This is a genomic window from Hymenobacter mucosus (genome assembly GCF_900188255.1).
GTDB classification, from domain to species: domain Bacteria; phylum Bacteroidota; class Bacteroidia; order Cytophagales; family Hymenobacteraceae; genus Hymenobacter; species Hymenobacter mucosus.
This window is the reverse complement of record NZ_FZNS01000006.1, coordinates 273,224-288,974: the sequence shown is the minus strand read 5'-3', so window position 1 is coordinate 288,974 and position 15,751 is coordinate 273,224. Positions and strand designations below refer to the sequence as shown.

At 55.2% G+C, this 15,751-nt stretch carries 15 protein-coding genes; 4 read left to right on the top strand and 11 right to left on the bottom strand.

Translation table 11 applies throughout. The features are described from left to right. Positions 1 to 4 precede the first annotated feature (4 nt). Positions 5 to 1,405 (top strand): LutB/LldF family L-lactate oxidation iron-sulfur protein, encoded by a 1,401-nt coding sequence (locus CHB83_RS15860; protein WP_089333307.1) that lies wholly within the window; start codon positions 5 to 7, stop codon positions 1,403 to 1,405. Positions 1,406 to 1,524: 119 nt separating this feature from the next. Then, positions 1,525 to 2,577: a hypothetical protein gene (locus CHB83_RS15855; protein WP_089333306.1), complete on the top strand. Its 1,053-nt coding sequence runs from the start codon at positions 1,525 to 1,527 to the stop codon at positions 2,575 to 2,577. Between the two features lie 21 nt (positions 2,578 to 2,598). On the opposite strand, the gene sdaAA is transcribed toward CHB83_RS15855, so the two are convergent. The 3 genes from sdaAA to msrB form a co-directional block, all read right to left on the bottom strand. After that, positions 2,599 to 3,504, bottom strand: coding sequence for an L-serine ammonia-lyase, iron-sulfur-dependent, subunit alpha (gene sdaAA / locus CHB83_RS15850; protein ID WP_089333305.1), 906 nt, complete (start codon positions 3,502 to 3,504; stop codon positions 2,599 to 2,601). 278 nt (positions 3,505 to 3,782) lie between these two features. Then, entirely contained in the window at positions 3,783 to 4,922 is a 1,140-nt protein-coding gene (locus tag CHB83_RS15845) for a DUF5700 domain-containing putative Zn-dependent protease (protein WP_089333304.1), read from the bottom strand. 267 nt (positions 4,923 to 5,189) lie between these two features. Continuing rightward, positions 5,190 to 5,651, bottom strand: a complete 462-nt coding sequence (gene msrB, locus CHB83_RS15840; RefSeq protein WP_045688337.1) for a peptide-methionine (R)-S-oxide reductase MsrB — start codon at positions 5,649 to 5,651, stop codon at positions 5,190 to 5,192. A gap of 173 nt (positions 5,652 to 5,824) precedes the next feature. Here msrB and CHB83_RS15835 point away from each other — a divergent pair, with 173 nt between their 5' ends. Beyond that, positions 5,825 to 7,339: an NAD(P)H-hydrate dehydratase gene (locus CHB83_RS15835; RefSeq protein ID WP_089333303.1), complete on the top strand. Its 1,515-nt coding sequence runs from the start codon at positions 5,825 to 5,827 to the stop codon at positions 7,337 to 7,339. Positions 7,340 to 7,355: 16 nt separating this feature from the next. Here the strand turns inward: CHB83_RS15835 and CHB83_RS15830 are convergent, their stop codons facing one another. The 5 genes from CHB83_RS15830 to pafA form a co-directional block, all read right to left on the bottom strand. Continuing rightward, positions 7,356 to 8,243: a UbiA family prenyltransferase gene (locus tag CHB83_RS15830; protein WP_143437154.1), complete on the bottom strand. Its 888-nt coding sequence runs from the start codon at positions 8,241 to 8,243 to the stop codon at positions 7,356 to 7,358. 80 nt (positions 8,244 to 8,323) lie between these two features. Next, a complete protein-coding gene (locus CHB83_RS24320; RefSeq protein WP_317044794.1) occupies positions 8,324 to 8,623 on the bottom strand; it encodes a DUF6766 family protein in 300 nt (99 codons plus the stop codon). After that, entirely contained in the window at positions 8,523 to 9,008 is a 486-nt protein-coding gene (locus CHB83_RS15825; RefSeq protein ID WP_245855370.1) for a DUF6766 family protein, read from the bottom strand. The genes CHB83_RS24320 and CHB83_RS15825 overlap by 101 nt, the downstream gene beginning before the upstream one ends. A 132-nt stretch (positions 9,009 to 9,140) precedes the next feature. Next, the gene (locus CHB83_RS15820; protein ID WP_045688340.1) at positions 9,141 to 9,722 is read right to left on the bottom strand and encodes an inorganic diphosphatase; all 582 of its coding nucleotides are present in this window, start codon (positions 9,720 to 9,722) and stop codon (positions 9,141 to 9,143) included. A gap of 122 nt (positions 9,723 to 9,844) precedes the next feature. Continuing rightward, complete coding sequence (pafA, locus tag CHB83_RS15815) at positions 9,845 to 11,557, bottom strand: alkaline phosphatase PafA (RefSeq protein ID WP_089333301.1); 1,713 nt, start codon at positions 11,555 to 11,557, stop codon at positions 9,845 to 9,847. Between the two features lie 216 nt (positions 11,558 to 11,773). On the opposite strand from pafA, the gene CHB83_RS15810 reads away from it, so the two are divergent. Then, positions 11,774 to 12,502, top strand: a complete 729-nt coding sequence (locus tag CHB83_RS15810; RefSeq protein WP_089333300.1) for an HAD family hydrolase — start codon at positions 11,774 to 11,776, stop codon at positions 12,500 to 12,502. Positions 12,503 to 12,570: 68 nt separating this feature from the next. Here the strand turns inward: CHB83_RS15810 and atpG are convergent, their stop codons facing one another. From atpG to atpH, 3 genes are all read right to left on the bottom strand, one after another. Continuing rightward, positions 12,571 to 13,461 carry an ATP synthase F1 subunit gamma gene (gene atpG, locus CHB83_RS15805; RefSeq protein WP_045688343.1) on the bottom strand — a complete coding sequence of 297 codons (891 nt, stop codon included), beginning with the start codon at positions 13,459 to 13,461 and terminating at the stop codon, positions 12,571 to 12,573. Between the two features lie 94 nt (positions 13,462 to 13,555). Next, positions 13,556 to 15,139 (bottom strand): F0F1 ATP synthase subunit alpha, encoded by a 1,584-nt coding sequence (gene atpA / locus CHB83_RS15800; RefSeq protein ID WP_089333299.1) that lies wholly within the window; start codon positions 15,137 to 15,139, stop codon positions 13,556 to 13,558. 5 nt (positions 15,140 to 15,144) lie between these two features. Beyond that, the gene (gene atpH, locus CHB83_RS15795) at positions 15,145 to 15,705 is read right to left on the bottom strand and encodes an ATP synthase F1 subunit delta (protein WP_045688344.1); all 561 of its coding nucleotides are present in this window, start codon (positions 15,703 to 15,705) and stop codon (positions 15,145 to 15,147) included. Between the last annotated feature and the right edge of the window lie 46 nt (positions 15,706 to 15,751).

Below are 15,751 nucleotides of genomic sequence, written 5' to 3'. Positions count from 1 at the left end.
CGCCATGAACTCGCCGAAGCCGACCACCGCCCCTACCAAAGCTGCCCAATTCCTGACCGATGCCGACCGCAAGGCCTTCGACTTGGAGCACCGCCGTAAAATCCGTTTCAACATTGGTAAGTACAACACGGCCGTGCAAACGGGCCTGGGTTTCTACGAAGACCATGAGTTAGCCCGGTCCCGGGCGTCGTACCTCAAAACGCAGGTTATCAATAACCTTGACCAGTACTTGCTGCAATTTGAGCAGAACTTCACGGCCCGGGGCGGTAAGGTAGTTTGGGCTCAGAACGCCGAGGAGGCCTTGTTTGAGGTAGGCAAGATTATGGAGCGTCGCAAGGCCCGCACGGTAGTGAAAGCCAAGAGCATGACCACCGAGGAGATTCACCTGAACAAGTACTTGGGCAAGCGCGGTATCGAGTCGGTAGAAACAGACCTGGGCGAGTTTATTGTGCAACTAAATGGCGAGCGGCCCTACCATATTGTGACGCCGGCCATGCACCTGAGCAAGCTTGACATTGCCGATATCTTTGTCAAGCACCTCGGCATTGAGTACACGGACGACGCCCAGCAGTTAGTACTAACGGCCCGCCACTTGCTGCGCAGTAAGTACACTGCTGCTGAAGTAGGCATTACGGGTGGCAATTTTATCATTGCCGATACTGGTGCCATTGCCGTGACAGAGAATGAGGGCAACGCCCGCCTCTCGGCTACCTTCCCCCAAACGCACATTGCCATTGTAGGCATTGAAAAGGTTATTCCGCGCCTCCGCGACCTAGACTTGTTTTGGCCCCTACTCAGCACCAGCGGCACGGGGCAGCAAGTGACGGTATATAACACGATTTATACGGGCCCCCGCCAGCCGCTGGAAAAGGACGGCCCGGAGGAGATGATTGTGATTCTGCTTGACAATGGGCGCACCAACCTGCTCGCCCAGCCCGACAAGCGGGAAGCCCTTAACTGCATTCGGTGCGGGGCCTGCCTGAACGTGTGCCCGGTGTATAAGAACATTGGGGGCCACACCTACGAGGCTACGTATTCGGGTCCCATTGGCTCGGTAATTACGCCTCACTTGAATGGCATGGCCGAAAACAAGCACCTGAGCTACGCCAGCAGTTTGTGTGGGGCCTGCACGTCGGTATGCCCAGTGAAGATTCCCATCCACAACATCCTACTCAAAAACCGCCAGCAAAGTGTAGCAGAGGGCCTTACCGAGAAGGAAGAGCGCCGCGCCATTACGCTGTGGCTGCATGGCATGAAGCACCGCTGGGTGTGGGATTTGGCGCCTGCCACTGCCAAGAACTGGGTACTCAGCCGCCTGCTTGGGCAAGTAGGCTGGAGCAAGCGCCGCGACGCCGTACAGGTGGCGCCCAAGACCTTCCGACAGCTGTGGAAAGAAAGGAAATAACTTGATTGCTACCAGGTTAGCCCGAGAAATCTGCTACCTGTAAGGCCGCGCCTTAACTTCCAAAGGGCCAACAGAGTACAAGGCTGGCGGCGCCCTAGTCGCACTACTGTCCTCTGTGCATGTTTACTATCGCGCTTAAAGCACTAACTGGCCTAGCCGGTGCCTTTATAGTAGCCAGCACCGTGCTGGCGGCTATCCGCTCATTCGTGTTGCCCCGCAATGAGTCAGTGCTCATCAACAACTGGGTATTTACTGGCTTACGGCGCATCTTTACCTTGATTGCTAGCTTGGGCAGAACCTATGGGCAACGCGATAGAGTAATGGCTCTATATGCGCCGGTAGGCTTGGTAGCCCTACCCATTGCGTGGCTAGGCGTGGTCAGCTTCGGGTATACCATCATCTTCTGGTCTTTGGGTGAGGGCGACCTGGAACGATGCTACCGCATCAGCAATAGCTCATTGCTCACGCTGGGCTCAGAAGAGCCTAGCACGCACGTGCTACCAACGGTGGCTTCGTACTCGGAGGCTACCTTGGGGCTGCTCTTGATGACCTTGCTCATCTCCTACCTGCCTACCATGTACCAGGCCTTTTCTCGGCGCGAGCTAGTAGTGGCCCGGCTAGAGCTACGTGCGGGGGCCAAAGCTTCCGCAGTAGAGCTGCTGTGCTGGTTCAACCTCACGGGTGCTCTACAGGACAACGAGGAGCAATGGGCTACCTGGGAGGAGTGGTTTGTGGAAATTGAGGAAACCCACACGTCCTTGCCCATCTTGTCGTTTTTCCGCTCTCCCCAGCCCGGTCGGTCGTGGGTGACTACGGTAGACATTATTCTGGATGCGGCAGCGCTCATCATTAGTACCGCAGACCTACCCCGTAACCCGCACATGGAGCTGTGCTTCAAAGCCGGCTGCGTTGCCATTAACCGGGTGTCACGATTCTTCAAGTACGAAGCAGACGTTAGTGCCCCTGAACCGTTTGATGACCGCGACCCCATGCAGGAGCCCGGCCGCCAAGACTTCCACAATGCGTACCAGGAAATGCAGGAAGCCAAGATTCCGCTCCGGCCCGATGAGGAGGCCGCTTGGAAACAGTACCGCGACTTGCGCAGCCGCTACGCCGGAGCCATTACCTACCTGGCAAAACTCACGATGGCTCCCGAAATCAAGCCTATCTGAATTCCGTATGGTGCCGCTAGCTTAGTGTATGTCCTCATCCGGCAGGATGTTGACATCCTGCACAAGCACCATCTTCTCGATTTCCCGGCCGCGGGTTGTGTTGGCTAAGCCACCGAGGGCAGTTTCCTTGTACCGGGTTTCCATGCTCTGACCTACCTCCCCAAGCGCCGCCACGCACTGATCTACCGGAATTACGGGGTCTACGCCCGCAATGGCAATCTGGGCCGAGCTGAAGGCAATGGCTGCTGCCGAGGCGTTGCGCACCACGCAGGGCACTTCTACTAGGCCCGCTACTGGGTCGCAAATCAGGCCCAGCATGCACTGAATGGTGATGGCCACGGCAGCGAATATCTCTTCCACCGACCCTCCCAGGCAATACACAATGGCCCCGCTCCCCATGGCTGCCGCCGAGCCGGTTTCGGCCTGGCAGCCTCCCACGGCACCAGCCAAGGAGGCATTCTGCTCAATAATCAGGGCAATGCCCGCAGCCACCAGTAAGCCTTCCAGAATCTTCCTATCCGGGAGCTGGTGCAAATCTTGGAGGGTAACTAGTACCCCAGGCAGAATACCCGAAGCCCCAGCCGTAGGCGCTGCCACTACCCTACCCATGCAGGAATTTACCTCTTTGGCTCCTAACGCCCGCGAAATAAGCTGCTTGAACTCGGGCGCCAGTACCGTGATAGGCGAAGCAGCTATTTTCTTGGCGCCGTTGTTTACCATGCCCGAGCGCGACTTCATATCCTGAGTAAGACCCGTTTTCACCGCGTCGCGCATCACATCGTAAGCCCGCTGCAAACCACTCCAGATGATTTCCTCGGTGCGGCCTTTCTGCTCAATCTCGTAGTCGAGAACGGGCTGGTATAGCGGCTCGCCAGTGCTAGCACAGTGGGCCTGCCAGGAAGCAAAATCGGTGAAGAGCAAGGACATGGGTGGGTAGAACTAGGGAGTGGGAAATAGGGCAGCTTTCACCGGCAACAAACCGGAGCTAAGAGGGGTGCGAAAATCGGCATTTATATGCAACCTACCACCAGCAGAAAGCTCGTCTTTGCTCATATTACCTTACCCGAATAACCTTTCTGGCTTTGGGAACTACCGCCCACGGAGTAGCACTCCGTTGGAGTGATTTTCCTTCGTCTAATTGTGCAGTTCCACACAAGGCAGCGCCTCAACCTATGGCACTAGCATTTGGGTATTTAATCGAACTATTATCCCGCCTTCGGGACCTGAGCCAAGTAGCGTTTCTCTAGCGTAGCCAAGTAGATCATGGTAGCCTTCGAGAATAAAGGGGGCCGCGCCGCTGATTTCTTGGCAGCCTTCTGATAAAGTCGCACAAATGCAAAAGGATTATCAGCCTCAGCAACCAGGGCGTTCCGGTGCCCCTGCGCTTCAATAATACGAGCCATGTAGCAGCCCGGTACGTGACCCGAGAAGCCCAGAATTTGCTGGTAGAAGCTAGCCGATTTACCCGTAGTGGCGCCGCCAGCTACTACTTGCAGCACTGAGTCTAGGCGGAGAATAGCCCGGGGGGCGGGGTCCAAAAACTGCGCCCTCACCCGGTGCGGGTCGCCTGGGACCTGGTATAGCGCTTTTTTATCGATCAAATCGGCAATGCCCTCGGCCCGAATACCACGTAGCGCCCACATCAGCCCTTTATCCTCCGCAGCTATGGTTCCGAATTGCTTGATAGGTATCAACTGATGGTGCATTTCGTGGGCTTCGATGATACCCGGTTTGGCCTTATCATCGTCTACCACCACTTTTAAGCTGAAAAAGATGCCTTCTTTCTGAGAGGTAGCTCCGTTGCCGATGGCCGTGTAGTACATTTTCAGGTCGGGCACTTTCGTGTGGGCGGCGGCCGGTAGGTACTCGTAGGCCAGTCGGTACATCAGGGGCAGGTAGTCGGGGCTTTGTACGGTTTGCTGGATGTACTGCCGGTAGTCGGCTTCCCGCTGTTTGTAATCTTCTATCAACACGTAGGGCTGTTCCTTGGCTTGAAGCTTGGCCCGCCGCACCGAATCGTGCTTAGGCATGTACACCACTTCCAGGGCTTGACGGTAGTACTGCAAGGAGCTTTTGGACTTAGGATCGGGCAGGAATGTATTGCGGATGTAGGTGGTGTTGCCGGGCATCGTAATAAACTCATCCCAGGCCTGATCGGTGATTGGCTGGTTCTGGCGCAAGGCATCCGTAAGCTCCCAATAGCGCGTCACTGCATCGGTATTAATAGTTTGAGCGGAGGCCTCAAGGCCAAGTAGCAGCAACGCCAGCAGCACCACAAGGCAGCGGAAGCACCCGGACGCAGCAACGGCCGGACGGTACGAGAGGAAAGGTAGGGAGGCAGTCATGGCTTAGCGGTGTTGGTCAGGTGAAAGTCTGCCGCCAAGTACCCATGTGCCGCCCACTGCTGAAATATATTTCGACCAAGTACAAGCCCCACACCACCAAACCCGCAAGCGTACACCCGTTTTCCCAGGCCGTGCCACCGTCTGAAGTTTTACTGAACCCGAGGTTAGAACTAGGCGCGGCATCGTACTGCGGGCACCTTCATCAAGAAAACAGCCCCGCTGCCTGTAGCAACGGGGCTGGTGTAGCATGTTTGCGCTAGCGAAGTGTTAAGCCACTTTTTCGGTTTCGCTCACCAGCTTCACAGAGGCAGAGTTGATGCACAGGCGCAAGCCGGAGGGCGGAGGACCATCGGGGAATACGTGGCCCTGGTGGGCGTCGCAGGTGTTGCAGAGCACTTCCACGCGCACCATGCCATAGCTGGTGTCTTTCTTGTATTTCAACGCGTTTTCCTTTACCGGCTGCGTGAAGCTCGGCCAGCCCGTACCCGATTCGAACTTCGTGCGGGAGTCATATAAGGGCGTGCCGCAGCAGATGCAGGCATATAGACCTGCTTCGTGGGCTTCGCAGTATTCGCCCGTAAAGGCCCGCTCCGTGCCGTGTTCGCGCGTTACGTGGTACTGCTCGGGCGTGAGCTGAGCGCGCCACTCGGCGTTGGTCTTTTCTACTCGCTTATCGGGGGCTGGACCGCCGTGGTTGGCTAGCCGGATGACGTCATTCCAAGTTTGCATATGGTTGTCGAGGGTTTATTACAGATCAGATAGCTATGCAACGCACTGGACTAGCCGGAAGTTTTCAGTAAAGCTGCCCCGTAGCCTAGGGGCCGATAGGACTGGGACACCCCCGCTTACAAAACCAGGTAGCCAACGTATCCGGTACGGCTGGTTTCGAGTATAGAAATCCTATGCATATACTAACTGCTGCCCAAACCCGCGCCGCCGACCAGGCTACTATCCAAGCCGAACGCATCACCTCCACTGACTTGATGGAGCGTGCGGCCATGGCCCTCAGCGAATGGCTCCTAGATCGGCTGGCGCGGCAAGCAGTGCATATTTTCTGCGGCCCCGGCAACAATGGCGGCGACGGTTTGGTAATAGCTCGTCATCTGCATCATGCGGGTCATGCAGTGCACGTGTGGCTACTACCCGCCAATGCCTATTCCTCTGACTTTACAGCCAATCGGCAGCGCTTACCCGCCGATGTGCCGTGCGCGGAGTTGGACGTGCAACGCCTTCCGCCACTGCCTGCTGGCGCTGTACTAGTTGATGCCTTGTTTGGCACGGGACTTACACGGGTCCTTACCGACGATGCCGCAACCCTGGTGCACTATATCAACCAAGCTCACTTACCAGTAGTAGCGGTAGACATACCATCGGGCCTGTTTGCTGATGCGCCTCAACCCGCTGACAGCCCCGTAGTAGCGGCTCGTTTTACGGTTAGCTTCGAGCTACCCAAGCTCGCATTCTTACTCCCGCAAAACGCCCAATGGGTTGGGGAATGGCATCTCCTACCCATTAGCTTAGACAAGAAGTTTATCCACAATTTACCTGTGGATAACTACTTTGTGGAGGCAGCATTTCTCCGCGGAAGGCTACCGTATAGGGGCAAATTCAGCCATAAGGGCACGTTTGGGCACGCGTTGTTGCTGGCTGGTAGCAAAGGCAAGATTGGTGCTGCCGTCTTGGCCTCACGGGCGTGCCTACACGCAGGAGTAGGGTTGCTGACCACCCGCGTACCGGCCGTAGGCTACGACATTCTGCAGACATCGGCGCCGGAAGCTATGACGCTCGTTGATCCTGCCCAGGACCACATTACGGAGTTGCCCGACCTGAAACCATATGCGGCCGTAGGAATAGGTCCGGGCTTAGGGCAAGATGATGTTTCATGCAAGGTACTGCGCCAACTGCTACAGGAAGCTACCGTCCCGCTGGTACTAGATGCCGATGCCCTGAACCTGCTAGGTACTCACCGCGACATCCTTGACCTGCTCCCACCTGACACCTTACTTACGCCACACCCGAAGGAGTTTGAGCGCCTTATAGGCGAACCCGCCCGCGACGACTACCATCGACTAGAGCAGTTCCGGGGGTTTGCGCAGCAGCGCCGTTGTTACTGCGTGCTGAAAGGGGCTTATACCGCGTTGGCTACCCCCGAAGGGGTATTGTACTTCAACAGTACTGGCAACCCCGGCATGGCTACTGGCGGCAGCGGCGACGTACTTACCGGCTTGCTTCTGGCTTTGCGGGCCGACAAACGTCTTTCTGCTCTCGATGCTGCTTTGCTAGGCCTGTATGCCCACGGCCGGGCCGGCGACTTAGCCGCTTTAGAAACCGGCCAGGCTGGTCTCGTTGCTGGCGATATAGTGCGCTTTATTGGGCCGGCACTCCACGAGCTTACTGCCCCGGTTCTAGGACTGTAGTGCTTACGTTACGTTATTAGCAGCCAAGCCAGCTTACAAACCACACCACCACAAACTGCACCAGCATTACCCCATCGGCTAGCAAGGCAAAGTAGTAGTCTGAGCGGCTTTCTTCAGCCCACCAGATCACGCCGCCAGCCAGGGCCAAAGGCAACAGCAGCACGGCTTGGCACAAGAGGGTCAGGCCGGGTGGTAGCAATAGGGCGGCTCCGACCAAAGCGGCCAAGGCCGTCAGCTTAGTAGCGCGCATACCAAACACGCCCGGAAAAGTGCGCGTGCCAGTCAGCAGGTCCTTTGAATAGTCGCGGATGTCGAACACGAAGGCCAGCGCAAGAATAAAGAGGAAGCGCCGGGCAAACAGAATCAGGACGACGGGCGAAGCCAATGCGCGGTGCAGGTATAAGGCCGGAATCCAGACCGTAACAGCGGCCCAAACGTAGGCAATTAGAAATACCTTCAGCAGCGGAAAATCGCGCAGGGCCCGCCAACGGCCATGCACTTTCAGCACCGGTAGGGAGTAGAGAACTGAAATGGCGGCTAAATGGCTAATGAAGCCGATTAGGGTTTGCCAGCCCGCCTGAAAGAAAAGCGCCGCGGCCACTACAAAAGCCCCCAGAGCTAGTACTAGCAGTTCCTGCCGATGCGCCCGCATCCAGTTCTTCCGACCTGACGGTACCACCGGCTGGTGATGCTTGTAAGGCAATACACTGTCGAGGTTATACAGGAACAGGGTAGCCGTGAAAATCATCGTACCCAGATGACCAGGAATGTGCACCTGCCAAAACAGGAACGTAGACCACGTAAGTCCTAAGGCCGCCAGCGCCAGCCACGTGCTGCTGTATAGCACAGCATCAAGCCCCCGCTGCAGAAAACCCCTGACATGAGACTGGCCTAGAACAACCATCGGTGGACTAAAAAACGCATGACGCTACCCTTGCTGAGTTGCGCAGCGCCGCCCAGAACTGCGAAGATAGGCTCCCCTTACTATTTGCCGGTTTCGCCGTTGGAAGCGTCTACGGGCTTTGATTCGGGAGACCCATGCTGGCGCAGGAAAATGGAAAGGCCAACCAAGGACACAATGGAGAGAAACTCGCTTTGCCAGTTCTGAAACGACTCAAACCAGAACCGCGAAGTACTCATATATTCCACGGTGGTTACGGCCGGCTTGCCCTCGTGCTGCTGCTCAATGCTGTATACTTCGGCCCCTCCCTTCGCGTGTAGCCAGAACGCCCCAAAAAACAGGATGAAGAACGCTATACTCAGGGAACGACGATACAGCGCCAACTGCCACCCCCCCCCGCTTTACGGGTCTAGGCGCGTCATATTTGTCAGGATCGGGTTCTTTGTCTACTTCCTCTTCTTCGTACAGCTTCTTCGACTCAGACGAGCCGCGCTGTCGCAGCCAGATGGTAAGCACTACGTAGAGACCCATTTGCAGAAACTCGCTTTCCCAGTTCTCGAAGGTAGCTTCCAGAAAGTGCCCCGACGAAGCGTATTGCCCGAGGCTGAGCTGGGGGAGACCCATTTCCTGCAGGTCGCTATTATTGTCGTGCCAGCCGGTAAAGAACTGACCGGTCAGGGTAGCTAACACTAGCAAACCTCCAATTAGTAGGAGGCTGTTTTCATACAGAAAACGCAGAATGGGAGATGAAGACGGATGTTTGGGCATAAGCCGCCATACGAAGCCGCCCCGCGAATGGCTGCTACACTTCAGCTCTACTCCTGTGCAAACGAAACAGCCTCCTCCGAGCCGGAACTCGGGGGAGGCTGTTCAGCAGGCAGTTACTGAGTAACTACAGTATTAGCTTAGTGCTTCCTGCACATTTGCTTTATCCTGAGTGCTACCCTTGGGGAAAGTTTCGTTGTACAGCTTGATGCTTTCCTCAATAATGCGGTACGCATCCTCACGACCCATAAAGCGCTCTACAGTTACTTGCTTGTGCTCCAAGGCTTTGTAATCCTCGAAGAAGCGCTGCATTTCGAGCAGGGTATGCGGGGGCAACTCAGAAATATCGTTGTAGTGGTTTACCGATACGTCGTTGGCGGCCACTGCAATGATTTTGTCGTCTTCCTCGTTCTGGTCAATCATCTGCATCACCCCAATTACTTTGGCGTCTACCAAGCACATTGGCACAATGTCAACAGAGCATAGCACCAGGATATCCAGGGGATCTTTGTCGTCGCAATACGTCTGGGGAATAAAACCGTAAGCTGCAGGGTAGTGTACAGCGGAGAATAGTACGCGGTCCAGCTTCAGCAGGCCACTTTCTTTGTCCAGCTCATACTTGCCTTTCGAGCCTTTCGGAATCTCAATGATACCGTTTACAATCTTGGGAGCGTCTTCGCCACGCTCTACGTCGTGCCAGGGGTTAAAATGAGCCATTTGGTTACTCGGTTAGCTGTTTGGGTAAGGAAACAGCTTGGAAAATGAAGGTGAATGAAAACCAGTTCTACAGTGTGCGCTTGACTTACGGAACATAGCAAAAAAGTTGCTCTCTGGTGCACTTACCAGCCTAATACTTGCGGCAAAGGCTCGCCCGTGCAGCCATCAGGTTCCTGAATGTGTAGCCAGCGCGCCAGCGTGGGCGCAATATCGGTGATTTTAGCCGGAGCCGACGACTCGCCGTGCTTTACGTGCCATCCCCAGAATACTACTGGCACGTGGGTATCGTAGTTGCCCGACGAGCCGTGGGTAGTGCCCTTGTTGATTGGGTACTGGTAGGACTCAAGCCAGCCCGGTTCCAGCACGACCAGCACGTCGCCGCTACGCTTGGGGAAGTAACCGTTTTCTAGGTACATCAGCATTCCGCTTTCCCAATGCGACTTCTGCACATCCTCGGCTGCAAGGGCGCGGGTTACGCCCGCAAAGCGCAGCATCAGCTCTGCTACTTCGCGCTGCATTTGGTAGAGGTCTAGCTTTTTCTCAGCTATTAGAGAGCGGTTGAGGTAGACTTGCTGGTTTTCGTAGCTCAGTACCCACTTGCCTGCTCCATGACGGCTTGCTAGCATATGCTGTAGGGAGTCGCGCATCAAGCCAGGACCTACAGAGCCGGCCGGAATCCGTTTGTCAATCAGGAAATTGGGGGAGTGCGCCGCACCATGGTCGGCCGTCAGAAACACCAGCGTCTGCTTGCGGCCTAACGTCTTATCGAGGTAGTCAAACAAGCGCTCCAGGTCACGGTCGAGGCGTAGGTAGGTGTCCTCAGCCTCAATTGAGTTCGGCCCGAACTGGTGCCCCACGTAATCCGTGCTCGAGAAGCTCAGGGCTAAGAAGTCCGTTTGGCCCCGCTGTCCCATCTGCTCGGCGCGCATGGCTTCCAGCGCAAAGTCCAGTGTTAGGCTATTGCCAAACGGGGTAGAACGAATAAGGTCCAGATTGCGTGGCGAGGCAACTGGTGGCTTTTCACCCTCCGTTTGCAAGTTTTGTTTGATAGGATTGGTAGGCGCGGCGCTCAGCGTAGGCAAGTCGTGCGGAAACACGGGCTTTGCTTCACCTTTGAAGGCACCTTCCCAGGCTACATCATCCGGCGAGCTTTCCGTGTATTGCCCAATGGGTAGCAGGGTATTCCAAGGCTGATCGAGGTATTTCGCCGCCCGATTCTCCGCATTAAACTTCACGGCCCACTCTGGTAGCTGCTGAGCGTAGAAAGTACTGGTAATAAAGGCTCCATTGGTACCATCGTACCAGTACGCTCCATTGGCCGAATGACCCGCGGGCAAAATAGAGCCGCGGTCTTTGATGCACACGCCAATTACCTTGCTCTGGAAGTTAGTAGCCAGACGCAACTCATCGGTGATGGTGCTGGTGAGCATGTGGCGCGGTGACTGCTGCCCCGCAGCCACGGAGCCCCCTACTGGTTGCACCGATTTATCCTCGGTTACATACGTGCCCTTGCCTTCCTCACGCACTAGCCAATTATTGCCAATGATACCATGAACTGCGGGAGTAGTACCAGTATAGATGCTGGCGTGCCCGGGGCCCGTGTAAGTAGGCACGTAGTTGTAATGGGCATTTTCGTAGCTAAATCCTTCTCCTACTAGGCGACGGAAACCACCTTTCCCGTATTTACTCCAGTAGCGGTAGAGATAGTCATAGCGCATTTGATCCACTACGATGCCGACTACCAGCTTCGGGCGCTCAAGGGATTTGGATGCTTTTTGGGCAAAGACAGGCAGGGCCACGGTAGCGGCCAGCAACAGGCTCAGGCTTTTTTTCAAAGGAAAGGAAATTGAGAATCGGGGTACGGTTCCCGACCAGCACGGACAGGGGCAAAGATAGCCCGCACCACGCATTCGTACCCAACTCGTCCGCAGCCTAAATGGATAGGTGAGCGTAAGCAGATTAAACGATGCGCCGTTTGCGGCTCTTATGCCCGTGATGGCTAAAGACTGCCTTTCACCTGCAATACACCAAGCGCTTTACCTCCCCCTCACATGACTAGCAACTCCTTACCATATGCCCTCATCTTTGACATGGACGGCACCATCATAAATAATACGGCTATTCAGGCTCGCGCTTTTCAGCTGCTCTTCCGCGACCTTGGCCTGACAACCAATGCTCGTCGGCTTTTGGAACGGCTTAACGGTATGCCCGCTACCAACATTCTAAAAACAATATTCACTCATTCCGTCCCCGAAAAGCAGCTCAAGGAGTACGCGGCTCAGCGCGAGTTTCTCTACCGAGTTTTGTACTGGGACAAGCGCAAGGAGGTAGCTGGCCTCACGCAATTTCTTCAAGCAGCTCGGTCCGCCGGGTTCAAGCTAGGCCTCGGCACGGGTTCAGCATCCGATACTATCAGCTACATCATCGACCATCTCGACTTGCGGCGCTATTTCGATGTGATAGTAGGCACAGATGATGTAGACAAAGGCAAACCCCACGCTGATACCTACTCCAGAACCTGCGAGAAGCTAGGAATTCCTCCAGAAAGATGCTTAGTGTTTGAAGACGCAATTATGGGGGAGCAAGCAGCCTACAAAGCAGGTATGCGCTGTGTGGCGCTTACTACTTCCATCAAGGCCGAAAAATTTCAAGCGCCCCTTCATGTGATGAAAGACTTCACCGAAATTACCCCAGCGCAGGTATTGGAGCTACTAGAGCAGAGTCCCGCCACACCTAAGCCAAACAAGGAATTAGCCCAGCGTAACTATATGAAACTGTAGGAGGTACCACATAAGAAAAGGCCCCGCTCTTCTGGAAGAGCGGGGCCTTTTCTTATGTAGGGGTGTTCTTACCGGCTCGAAGCCAAGGCTTCCGCACCACCCACGATTTCGAGAATCTCGGTAGTAATGGCCGCCTGGCGCGTCCGGTTATACGTTAGTTTGAGGGCTTTCAGCAGCTCACCAGCGTTTTCAGTGGCTTTGTCCATAGCCGTCATACGGGCGCCGTGTTCCGAAGCATTGCTTTCCAATACAGCCTTGTACAGCTGCACCTTCAACGACTGCGGAATCAGCGTCTGCACGATTTGCTCCTTCGAGGGCTCAAAGATGTAGTCCACATTGCTGGTTGCCGAGGCACCAGCAGGCAGTTCAGCTGGTACTAGTGGCAACAACTGCTCCGTGCGCACAATCTGGGTTGCCACGTTACGGAACTCGTTGTACACCATCACTACCTCATCGTACTGACCAGCGCGGAAGCCGTCCATAGCCGCTTCTGCCGCCTCGCGTACGGTATCGAAAGACAACTTACCAAATACGTGTGAGTAGTTGCCCAATAAAGGCACCCGCTTGCCGAAGTACTCGTGTGCCTTACGGCCGATGGCTAACACCGTTACGTTGCCAGCAGCAGCCTGGGCAGCGTACCGCTCCTGAATTGCCGCGTTAACGCCCTTGAAGATGTTGCTGTTGAAAGCACCCGCCAAGCCGCGGTCCGAGGTAATTGCAATAATGAGTACGCGGTTTACATCACGCTGTACACCGTATTCGCTCACCATGTCATTACCGGCCAGGGCCGTCAGGTTGCCCAGAATGCTGTTGAGCCGCTGGGCGTAGGGACGCAGACGCAGGATGTTATCCTGAGCGCGCCGCAGCTTTGCTGCCGCCACCATTTTCATGGCTTTGGTGATCTGCTGCGTGCTCTGTACCGACGTAATGCGGCTGCGGACTTCTTTTAAGCTAGCCATATGGTAGGGGTTGTCAGGTACCCATCACGAGCGGACAGTGTACCACTTTGCAATTAACAAAGCAGTGCCCCGTCCGCTCGTAATAGGCTACTGATTACTTATTGGCGTATGCTGCCGATAGATCTTTAGCGACCTGGCGGATAGCACCGGTAATGGTATCATCCAGCTTACCAGCTTTCAGAGCTTTCAGCTCCTCAGGGTGGCGGGTGTTCATCACCTGCACGAACTCTTTCTCGAACTCACGCACCCGGTTTACAGGCACTTGGTCGAGCAAACCGTTGGTAGCAGCGTAGATTACAGCTACCTGATCTTCTACCTTTTGGGGCGAAAACTGAGGCTGCTTCAGGATTTCGAGGTTGCGACGGCCACGCTCAATTGTGAGCTTGGTTGAGGCGTCCAGGTCAGAACCGAACTTGGCAAAGGCTTCTAGTTCGCGGAACTGAGCTTGGTCGAGCTTTAGCGTACCTGCTACCTTCTTCATCGACTTGATCTGGGCGTTACCACCCACACGCGATACCGAGATACCTACGTTGATAGCCGGACGAATACCGGAGTTGAACAAGTTGGTCTCCAGGAAGATCTGACCGTCCGTAATGGAAATTACGTTCGTCGGAATGTACGCCGATACGTCACCTGCTTGCGTCTCGATGAGCGGCAGAGCCGTCAGCGACCCACCACCTTTCACCAGGTGCTTGATGCTTTCGGGTAGGTCGTTCATGTCACGCGCAATGGCGTCGGAAGCATTGATCTTGGCGGCACGCTCTAGCAAGCGGCTGTGCAAGTAGAACACGTCACCAGGATAAGCCTCACGTCCGGGAGGACGACGCAGCAACAGCGACACCTCACGGTAAGCCACTGCTTGCTTCGATAAGTCGTCGTATACTACCAGCGCTGGGCGGCCGGTGTCACGGAAGAACTCGCCGATGGCAGCACCAGTGAAAGGAGCGTAGAACTGCAGAGGAGCCGGATCAGAGGCCGAAGCCGACACCACTACGGTATAATCCATGGCACCACCACGCTGCAAGGAGTTTACTACCTGCGCTACAGTAGAAGCCTTCTGACCTACCGCAACATAGATGCAAAATACTGGCTCACCGCGGTCGTAAAATTCACGCTGGTTCAGGATGGTGTCAATAGCTACCGTAGACTTACCCGTCTGACGGTCGCCAATGATGAGTTCACGCTGTCCACGGCCGATTGGAATCATGGCGTCGATAGCCTTGATACCCGTTTGCATGGGCTCGTTTACTGGCTGACGGTAGATAACACCAGGAGCTTTACGCTCCAGAGGCATATCGTAGGTGTCGCCAGTGATTGGACCACGGCCATCGATGGGCAAGCCTAGCGTGTTTACTACGCGACCCACAATGCCCTCTCCTACTTTAATAGAAGCAATTTTATTGGTACGACGTACCGTAGCCCCCTCCCGAATGTCGCTAGCGTCGCCGAGCAGTACTGCTCCAACGTTATCTTCTTCCAGGTTAAGAACAAGGGCTTGCAGCCCATTTTCAAATTCGAGCAATTCCCCCGACTGAGCTTGGCTCAGACCGTAAATACGGGCTACACCGTCGCCCACTTGCAGTACCGTACCAACCTCTTCGAGTTCGGCTTCGGTTTTGAAGTTGGACAACTGCTCCCGCAGAATGGCGGATACTTCATCCGGACGTACTTCTGCCATGATGCTTATAGTTGAGATTGGTAGGGGTTCTTCGAGAATTCGGTGCGCAGCTTGCGCAACCGGAAGCTAACCGAGTCGTCGATAAGTCGGTCGCCGACGCGCAGCACGAAGCCACCAATCAGCGAAGGATCTACTTTCTCGGACAGCGTAACTTGCTGCTGGCCGGTTTGCTGGCGCACCAGTTGCACCACCTGCAGGCGAGTTACGGCATTAAGCGGCACCGCCGTAGTTACTTCGGCTGATTGCACGCCGCGTAGGCGGTTATACTGGTCCAGAAATTCTGAACCGATGAATTCAAGCGCGCTTTCGCGGTTCTTTTGGGTAATGATAGTAAAGAACTTCTCGGTGAGGTCCGTTACCTTGCCCCCAAACACGGCGCGCAAAATAGCCAGCTTCTTGTCGTGCTTCACGATGGGATTACGCAGCAACAAGCGTAGGTCACGGTTCTCATCCAACGTTTTGTTGAATAGGTCCATATCCTCCTTCACTTGCTCCAGCGTCCCACGCTCCTCTGCCAAATCCAGTAAGGACTTGGCGTAGCGGGCAGCAACTCGTAGTTCAGACATTGATTTTAGTATTGAGTAGTTGGTAGTAAGTAAGGAGACAGTGTGC

Bases quoted from the DNA above. Each gene is read 5' to 3' on its own strand.
- CHB83_RS15860 (WP_089333307.1), top strand. From the start codon at position 5: ATGAACTCGCCGAAGCCGACCACCGCCCCTACCAAAGCTGCCCAATTC.
- CHB83_RS15855 (WP_089333306.1), top strand. From the start codon at position 1,525: ATGTTTACTATCGCGCTTAAAGCACTAACTGGCCTAGCCGGTGCCTTT.
- sdaAA (WP_089333305.1), bottom strand. From the start codon at position 3,504: ATGTCCTTGCTCTTCACCGATTTTGCTTCCTGGCAGGCCCACTGTGCT.
- CHB83_RS15845 (WP_089333304.1), bottom strand. From the start codon at position 4,922: ATGACTGCCTCCCTACCTTTCCTCTCGTACCGTCCGGCCGTTGCTGCG.
- msrB (WP_045688337.1), bottom strand. From the start codon at position 5,651: ATGCAAACTTGGAATGACGTCATCCGGCTAGCCAACCACGGCGGTCCA.
- CHB83_RS15835 (WP_089333303.1), top strand. From the start codon at position 5,825: ATGCATATACTAACTGCTGCCCAAACCCGCGCCGCCGACCAGGCTACT.
- CHB83_RS15830 (WP_143437154.1), bottom strand. From the start codon at position 8,243: ATGGTTGTTCTAGGCCAGTCTCATGTCAGGGGTTTTCTGCAGCGGGGG.
- CHB83_RS15825 (WP_245855370.1), bottom strand. From the start codon at position 9,008: ATGCCCAAACATCCGTCTTCATCTCCCATTCTGCGTTTTCTGTATGAA.
- CHB83_RS15820 (WP_045688340.1), bottom strand. From the start codon at position 9,722: ATGGCTCATTTTAACCCCTGGCACGACGTAGAGCGTGGCGAAGACGCT.
- CHB83_RS15810 (WP_089333300.1), top strand. From the start codon at position 11,774: ATGACTAGCAACTCCTTACCATATGCCCTCATCTTTGACATGGACGGC.
- atpG (WP_045688343.1), bottom strand. From the start codon at position 13,461: ATGGCTAGCTTAAAAGAAGTCCGCAGCCGCATTACGTCGGTACAGAGC.
- atpA (WP_089333299.1), bottom strand. From the start codon at position 15,139: ATGGCAGAAGTACGTCCGGATGAAGTATCCGCCATTCTGCGGGAGCAG.
- atpH (WP_045688344.1), bottom strand. From the start codon at position 15,705: ATGTCTGAACTACGAGTTGCTGCCCGCTACGCCAAGTCCTTACTGGAT.